Here is a 6,117-nt window from a genome sequence, read left to right on the forward strand (position 1 = left end):
CATGGAGCCATGACCTCTTCTGCGCATCCGCACCCTGCCCTGAAGCATCTGCCCGTGGCCGAGACCGCTCCGGTACTGGACCGGCTCGTCCGCATGGTGGCCGCCGTGAGGCCGCAGGACGCGGGCGAGGTCCGGGCGCTCGCCGACCGTCTCCTCGCCGAGGACGGCCCCGCCCTGCGTGAGGCGCTGGTGGCCCGCGCGGAGGCCGAGGACGCGGCGGGCCGGAACTGGATGTCCGTGCCCTGGCTGGAGGGGTACCTGGCGGAGCGCCGGCCGCTGCCGCTGTCCACGAACGTGGTGTTCCAGGTTGCCCTCGGCCGCGACCAGCCCGGCGGTGCTGTGGAGGACTCGTTCGAACGGGCGGCGGACGTGATCCGGCGGGCGGCCGCGGTGCACCTGGCCGAGGCCCGCGGGGAGACCGAGCCGCCGGTGGACGCGCGCGGTTCGGCGATCGACCCCGCCCAGTTCGTCTGCCTCAACGGCGGCCTGCGCGAGCCCGGACAGGACGTGGATGCCTTCCGTGCGGCAGAGCCGGGCGCGGCCCGGTGTGAGGTGGGGTTGTTCGTGCGCGGTCGGCTGTTCGCGGTGCCCCTGACCCACGACGACGGCCGCCTCCTCGGCAGGGCACAGCTCGCCTCCGCCGTGGCGCAGGTGGTGGAGCAGACGCGGGGCGGTGCCGGTGAGGGTGGCGGCGGTGACGATGGCGCCAGCGGTGGCGTCGGCTCCTGCGGCATCGACGGTGGCGTCAGCGGGGGCGAGCTGGCCTTCGGCGCACTGTCCGCCCTGGGCTCGGCGCACCTGGCGGAGCTGCTGCCCGCGCTGCTGCAGGACGAGGCCAACGCGGCCGTCTCTGAGCGGCTGCGGCAGATGCTCTTCACGGTCAGCCTTCTGGACGGTGTGACGGGCACGGGCGTGGGCGAAGAGGTGAATGCTGATAGCGCGGACGGCGGGCCCGGTGCTGTGGCCGGCCACGATGCCGCGGCGCTCCTGCAGGGCCTGACGGATCCCAGCCTGGCCTGGGTCTACCGGCCGATCTCCTACCTGCACCGGCTGACCGACGGGTGGACCGCGATGCACGTGGAGCACTCCACCGTGGACGGGGCGACGCTTGTGGAGGCGGTGCGCCGCATGCAGCAGGTCACTGTGGAGGAGACCTCGCAGGGGGCACGCCCTGCCCCTGGCCCTGCGGCAGAGGTGAGCGGACAGGCGGGGGAGGCGGACGTCGTCGGGAAGGAGCTGGCCTGGACGTGGCCGGAGCAGCTGCGCGAGAGGGCGACCACGCTGCTGGACGAGGCGGCGGAGCGGGCCGCCGAGCTGCGGGTGGACGTGGTGTGCACGCGGAGGCCGGACGTGCAGGCGGCCGGGATGAAGGTGAGCCTGGATGCGGTGCAGCAGCTGGTGATGGCGCTGGCGCAGCGGATCGCGTTCGGGCGGGTGCGCGGGCACTACGAGTCTGTGGACATGCGCGAGTACCAGGCCGGGCGCACCGAGTGTCTGCGGCCGGTGACGCCGGAGCTCGTCGCACTGGTGGAGGCGCTCGCCGCGGGGCCTGTGGAGGGCCGGGCGGCTGTGCAGTGGCGGGAGCTGCTCGTGGAGGCGTTGGACGCCCACCGGGACTGGGTGAAGGCCTGCAAGGCCGGCCACGGGGTGGACCGGCACCTGTTCGGGCTGGGGCTGGCCGCCGAGGCTGTGCAGGAGAAGTCGGAGGCGCTGGACGAGCTGACCCGGCATCCGGCGGTGCGGCAGGCGCGGGAGGATTTCCTGTCCACCACGTCGATCGGCTCGGCCGACCAGGTGGTCCGCTACGCGTTCGTGCCCTCCGTGGAGGACGGGTTCGGGGTGGCCTACACGCCGGGGGAGGACTGGCTGGAGTTCACGGTCAGCCACTGGGCCGGCGGGGCGGCCGAACCGGAGCGGTTCCTGGCTGCGCTGGAGCGGGCCGCGGAGTGCGTGGACGAGCTGCTGCAGGCTGTGGGACGGGTCGCCTGAAGGGGGCTGTCAATCTGGATGTCCCCAGGTCACGGCGGCTTGTCCACACGAGTTGTCCACAGATGTGGATGTTGTGGATTGCGATGTGGATAGGGGTCTATAACACCCGGGTGAGACGGGGGTCAAACGTGATCTGAGGGGGTGCTGCCACGGTCAGGGATCTTCCAGGAAGAAATCTTCCCCCCACAGGCGTGGACCAGCATCATGCCTGGTCAGGGGGAGATTGATGAGCTCCTGTGGGTTTGCCCCACAGTCTTGTCCCCAGCGCCACGCCGGGGAATCCACACGACACGCCGCGCCGTCCACACGCTGTCCACAGGACCTGTGGAACACGCGGTTGTCGCAGGTTCCACGCCACAGGTAGTGTCCCGTGCTATCCCCACGTCGCAGGCGGTGGGTATTGGCCGGCAGGTGACCACTACGCCGGCGTCCATCCGCCGCCCCCGTGACTGGAGGTGTCCTCCGCCGCATCGACGTCCTGCACGCCGGTGCGGCGGACTAGTGCGGCACCTGCGACGGCCGGGGGTGTCACAGAGGAATACGGGCTGGCTCGGCCGGTCCGAAGGCCGCCGTCGTGCCGCGCCGTGGGAAGGGAGAATCCGGAAGATGTCTGATGAGTACGGAGACTCCGGCGCCTACGACGACGGCGGCCGCTCCTCTGACCGCGGCGTGCTGCCGCCCCAGGACCTCGAGGCGGAGCGCTCGGTCCTCGGCGGCATGATGCTCTCCAAGGACGCCATCGCGGACGTGGTGGAGATCCTCCGGGGCCACGACTTCTACCGCCCCAGCCACGAGATGATCTACGAGGCGGTCATCGACCTCTACGGCCGTGGTGAGCCGGCCGACGCGGTGACTGTGGCGGACTTGCTGAACAAGCGCCAGGAGCTGACGCGCGCCGGCGGACCGGCATACCTGCACGAGCTGATCCAGTCCGTGCCCACCGCCGCCAACGCGAGCTTCTACGCGGAGATCGTGGCCGAGAAGGCGGTGCTGCGGCGTCTGGTGACGGCGGGCACGAAGATCACCCAGATGGGCTACACCGGAGACGGTGAGGTCGAGGAGATCGTCAACGAGGCGCAGTCCGAGATCTACAAGGTGGCGGAGAACCGCCAGTCCGAGGACTACGTGCGGCTGTCCGAGATCATGGAGCACACGGTCGACGAGATCGAGGCCGCGGGCAACCAGGGCGAGGGAATGACCGGCGTTCCCACGGACTTCTACGACTTCGACGAGCTGACCCAGGGCCTGCACCCGGGCCAGATGATCGTGATCGCGGCCCGCCCGGCGGTCGGCAAGTCCACGCTGGCGCTGGACTTCGCGCGCGCCGCGGCACTGCACCACAACATGGCCACCGTGTTCTTCAGCCTGGAGATGGGCAAGAACGAGATCGCGATGAGGCTCTTGAGTGCGGAGGCGACGATCGCCCTGCAGGACCTGCGCAAAGGCACCATCCGGGACGACCAGTGGTCCAAGATCGCCGCGACCGTGGGCCGGCTGAACGACGCCCCGTTCTTCATCGACGACTCGCCGAACATGTCCATGATGGAGATCCGCGCCAAGTGCCGGCGCCTGAAGCAGAAGAACAACCTCAAGATGGTGGTGCTGGACTACCTGCAGCTGATGAGCTCGGGCAAGAAGGTCGAGTCCCGCCAGCAGGAGGTGGCCGAGTTCTCCCGTGCCCTGAAGCTGCTGGCCAAGGAGCTCGAGGTGCCGGTGGTCGCGTTGAGTCAGTTGAACCGTGGGTCCGAGCAGAGGACGGACAAGCGGCCGCAGGTGTCCGATCTGCGTGAGTCCGGGTCGATCGAGCAGGACGCGGACATGGTGATCCTGCTGCACCGCGAGGACGTGTACGACAAGGAGTCCCCGCGCGCCGGCGAGGCGGACCTGATCGTGGCCAAGCACAGGAACGGCCCGACGAAGACCATTGTGGTGGGGTTCCAGGGGCACTACTCGCGGTTCTCGAACCTGGCCGACGACGGCGGAGGCGGCGGAGGGTTCTGACGGAGGCACCGTGTCCGCGATGCCCCGTGGAGGCCGTCACTGCGGTGCGAGCCAACCTCACTGAGTAAAGTGACGCCGTCACTGAGTAAACTGAGGTCTTCACTATGTAGAGTGAGCCCGTCAGTCTGTAAAGTGAGTGCTGATGGCTCGGTGAGTGAGTGGGGGTCTCGTGACGGTGGATGGCGGGGTGCTGCGGGATGTGGAGAGGCTGAGGCGCCAACGTTCGGATGATGCCCTCTGCGAGGCCAAAGCTGCAGGCGGAGGGTTGCCCAAGGACATCTGGGAGACGGTGAGCGCGTTCGCCAACACCCGGGGTGGACGGATTCTCCTGGGCGTGTCGGAGGCTGGAGGCTTTGTGCCGGCCGAGGGATTTGATCCCCAGCGCGTGATCGACCAGTTCGTCTCCGGCATGGGGGACGGCGGGCAGCCTCCACAGCTGACCAACCCACCGGTGTACAGGATCGAGCGCGCTGAACTGGAAGGACGTCCAGTCGTCGCCGTGGACATTGCGGAGAACGACCTGGGCCGGAAGCCGTGTTGGCGGACCGCGCAGGGTATTGAGAAGGGCAGTTACAAGCGGGTGGATGACAAGGATCTCCACCTCTCCAGCGCAGAGATCTATGAGATGCGGCATGCCATGACCCAGTCATCGGTAGACCTCTCCGCCGTGCCGCGAGCTTCTCTGAAAGATCTCGACGAGTCGCAGCTGCACGCCCTCCTGCAGCGACGTGCGAGCTCTGTGGCTCTCCGAGGTGCGGTGGATCATGAAGAGCGGTTGCGGCGGCTGAATATCCTCACCGAGGACGGTGCCGTCACTCTCGCGGGGCTTTTGAGCTTGGGAGTGTTCCCGCAGCAGTTCTTCCCCCGGTTGCTCGTGGATGTCACTGTGCATCCTGGACTCGCGAAGGCCACCGGAGGAGGCCGAGTTCGCTTCAGCGACCGTCAGCAGTGCGAAGGGGCTCTGCCAGAGGTGGTGCAGACGGCCGTGGCGGCGACGGCCAGACACCTGCAGCGGTATGCCACGGTCGAAGGCAGCGGGCGAACGGAGCACTTGGAGATTCCCGAAGACGTCCTTCGTGAAGCCATCGCCAACGCCGTGGTGCACCGCGAGTATGCAGACCTCTTCCAAGGTGAGCCGGTCACGGTGGACGTCTACCCGGATCGCGTGGAGATTGCGAGCCCCGGTGGACTCTGGGGAGGCAAGACCAAAGACAACCTCGACGACGGCAGGTCCATGTGCCGGAACAGGGTGCTCATGCAGATGTTGCAGCACGTGCCCCACCATGAGGCGGCGGGATTCACCGTGGAGGGCCAAGGGGGCGGAGTGCGCATGATGATGAACCAGATGACCGCTCATGCGCTCGAAGGCCCGGAGTTCACCGTGCATCCGGACCAAGTGGTGGTCACTCTGCGGCGTCATGGCGTTGAGATCCCTGCACTGCGTCAGTGGTTGCAGTCTCTCAGCAGCGAGACCCTCACTGAGCAGGAGGAGGCGATCCTCCTGATCGCCCGGCGGAACGGCGGGGTCACCGTTCCAGGCCTGAGGCAGTCTCTGGGGGCGGATTCGGATGTGCTCCGCATGGTGTTGGACGGTCTGGCGTCGAAGGGTCTGATGCGTGAGACGGGCACGGATTCCTACGCCCTGTGGGCTGAGGAGCAGGGGCTGACCGATGCTGAGCGGGCCGTTGTTGATGCGTTGGCCAGTGGACACGCCCAGGAGCTGAGTGTGCATGACATTGCCCGTGCGACCGGGCGTGCCGTCACCTCCCTGCGACCGGTGTTGCGCGGCCTCGTTGAACGGGGCGTTGTGGTGGCGACTGCGCCCCCGACCAGCCGGAACCGTCGGTACGTCCTGCCGGACGGGTGACGCAGGAGTTGTCGAACAGGGGCCGACTCAGGTGGTCAGTGCAACACCGTCCTGGTGTTACGGCCTACTTTCAGTTCTTCGGCAACGTCTTGCGACCGGCCTCTGGCGAGCATCAAGGACAGGACACGCAGACGTCGTCTCATGGACTCTTCTCGCGTGGATCGGGGCATGGTGAGCGGGTACTGCCTTCCTGAACGCCCAGGAAGGGCGTGTCAACTTGTCTGTGTAAGCGGGGTGGTCACAGGTAGGGGTTGATCCGG

General features: G+C 67.9%; 3 protein-coding genes. All 3 read left to right on the forward strand.

Annotation, left to right across the window (positions count from 1 at the left end; translation table 11 throughout):
- Nucleotides 1–9 precede the first annotated feature (9 nt).
- The 3 genes from FM125_RS06525 (at nt 10) to FM125_RS06535 (ending at nt 5,857) form a co-directional block, all read left to right on the forward strand.
- The gene (locus FM125_RS06525) at nt 10–1,989 is read left to right on the forward strand and encodes a choline/carnitine O-acyltransferase (RefSeq protein ID WP_087134041.1); all 1,980 of its coding nucleotides are present in this window, start codon (nt 10–12) and stop codon (nt 1,987–1,989) included.
- Between the two features lie 606 nt (nt 1,990–2,595).
- A complete protein-coding gene (gene dnaB / locus FM125_RS06530) occupies nt 2,596–3,990 on the forward strand; it encodes a replicative DNA helicase (protein WP_070639577.1) in 1,395 nt (464 codons plus the stop codon).
- Nucleotides 3,991–4,189: 199 nt separating this feature from the next.
- Nucleotides 4,190–5,857, forward strand: a complete 1,668-nt coding sequence (locus tag FM125_RS06535; protein ID WP_256388819.1) for an ATP-binding protein — start codon at nt 4,190–4,192, stop codon at nt 5,855–5,857.
- Nucleotides 5,858–6,117 lie beyond the last annotated feature (260 nt).

The sequence above is a fragment of the Micrococcus lylae genome, assembly GCF_900163825.1.
In the GTDB taxonomy this organism is placed as follows: domain Bacteria; phylum Actinomycetota; class Actinomycetes; order Actinomycetales; family Micrococcaceae; genus Micrococcus; species Micrococcus lylae.